We start from the raw sequence: 1,847 nt of genomic DNA, 5'->3' as shown, positions 1-1,847 counted from the left end.
CGACCATAAGCTGCCGCGTGGATTCCTTGACGCATCGCATGAATCGATCGAAACGGTCAATGACACCGTACTGCTTCGCGTAGGTAAACGCGATTATCGCAAGGAAGATGGCATTCACGTGCAAACTATCCGCGACCAGATTATTGAAGTCGACAGATCCGGTCGCGTTGTTGACGTATGGGATCTGACAAAAATTCTCGACCCGATGCGTGATGCCCTGCTGGGTGCACTGGACGCAGGCGCGGTATGCGTCAACGTCGACCTCGCGCACGCAGGCCAACAGGCGAAACTGGAGCCAGATACTCCCTATGGTGATGCCCTCGGCGTTGGTGCGGGTCGTAACTGGGCTCACGTCAACTCCATTGCCTATGACGCTAAAGATGACTCTATCATTATCTCTTCCCGCCATCAGGGGGTCGTAAAAATTGGTCGGGATAAACAGGTGAAGTGGATCCTGGCGCCATCTAAAGGCTGGAATAAAGCGCTGGCAAGCAAGCTGTTAAAACCGGTAGATGCTAAAGGCAACGTGCTAAAATGTGATGAAAATGGCAAGTGTGAAAATACTGATTTCGATTTTACCTACACCCAGCACACCGCATGGCTCTCCAGCAAAGGGACATTAACCATTTTTGATAACGGCGATGGTCGTGGACTCGAACAACCCGCTTTGCCGACGATGAAATACTCCCGTTTTGTCGAATATAAAATTGATGAGAAAAAAGGAACCGTCCAACAAATTTGGGAATACGGAAAAGAGCGCGGCTATGATTTTTATAGTCCTATCACTTCAGTTATCGAATATCAAAAAGATCGCGATACCATGTTTGGCTTTGGTGGATCGATTAATTTATTTGACGTTGGACAACCGACCATTGGCAAAATCAATGAAATTGACTACAAGACAAAAGAAGTCAAAGTTGAAATTGATGTCCTTTCCGATAAACCGAACCAAACACACTACCGTGCATTACTGGTCCACCCACAACAAATGTTTAAATAATCACGTTAGATTAAGGATTAATTATGTCGTCTAAATGGATCACTTCATTATTTAAAAGCGTGGTATTAACCGCCGTACTTGCCTCATCGTTTGCAGCATCGGCTTTTACCGAGGGCACTGACTATATGGTGCTGGAGAAACCGATTCCTAATGCGGATAAGACGTTAATCAAAGTATTCAGCTACGCCTGTCCGTTCTGCTACAAATACGATAAAGCCGTAACGGCTCCCGTGTCAGAAAAAGTAGCCGACGTGGTTACCTTCACACCGTTTCATCTGGAAACCAAAGGGGAATACGGCAAACAGGCCAGTGAGGTATTTGCGGTAATGATCAATAAGGATCAGGCAGCAGGAATTTCATTGTTTGACGCCAAATCTCAGTTCAAAAAAGCCAAGTTCGCCTATTACGCAGCCTACCACGACAAGAAAGAGCGCTGGTCAGACGGTAAAGATCCTGCCTCATTCATTAAGACGGGGCTGGATGCTGCGGGTATGAGTCAGGCGGATTTTGAAACCGCATTGAAGGACCCCGCCGTCCAGCAAACGCTGGAGAAATGGAAAGCGGCATATGATGTCGCCAAAATTCAGGGCGTACCGGCTTATGTCGTCAACGGCAAATACCTGATCTACACCAAAAACATCAAATCCATTGATTCTATGGCTGAGCTTGTCAGAGAGCTGGCGGCAAAATAAACAGGGACCCGGCTATGGCTTTCATTAAAGGACTGTGGCGAGACTTATGTATTGCACCGGTTGATACCCTGGTGAGATGGCAGGAACGGCGCTTTCTGTGGTTACTGATGGCTTGCGCAATGGGTGGGTTAATTATTCTGGCGCACTCTTTCTTC

Annotated in this window: 2 protein-coding genes and 1 pseudogene; all 3 read left to right on the top strand. The window is 47.2% G+C overall.

Annotation, left to right across the window (positions count from 1 at the left end):
• A partial coding sequence (locus KQJ18_RS23775) for an aryl-sulfate sulfotransferase (protein ID WP_216422922.1) occupies nt 1-1,000 on the top strand: 1,000 nt, incomplete at its 5' end.
• Nucleotides 1,001-1,023: 23 nt separating this feature from the next.
• Complete coding sequence (locus tag KQJ18_RS23770; protein ID WP_121529555.1) at nt 1,024-1,692, top strand: thiol:disulfide interchange protein DsbA/DsbL; 669 nt, start codon at nt 1,024-1,026, stop codon at nt 1,690-1,692.
• A gap of 14 nt (nt 1,693-1,706) precedes the next feature.
• Nucleotides 1,707-1,847: pseudogene (locus KQJ18_RS23765) on the top strand (disulfide bond formation protein B); the annotation flags it as partial.

Origin of the sequence: Citrobacter sp. S55_ASV_140 (assembly GCF_018919505.1) — a bacterium.
GTDB classification, from domain to species: Bacteria; Pseudomonadota; Gammaproteobacteria; order Enterobacterales; family Enterobacteriaceae; genus Citrobacter; species Citrobacter werkmanii.
Note: the sequence above shows the minus strand (reverse complement) of the source record. Positions and strands in the feature narration are given on the sequence as shown.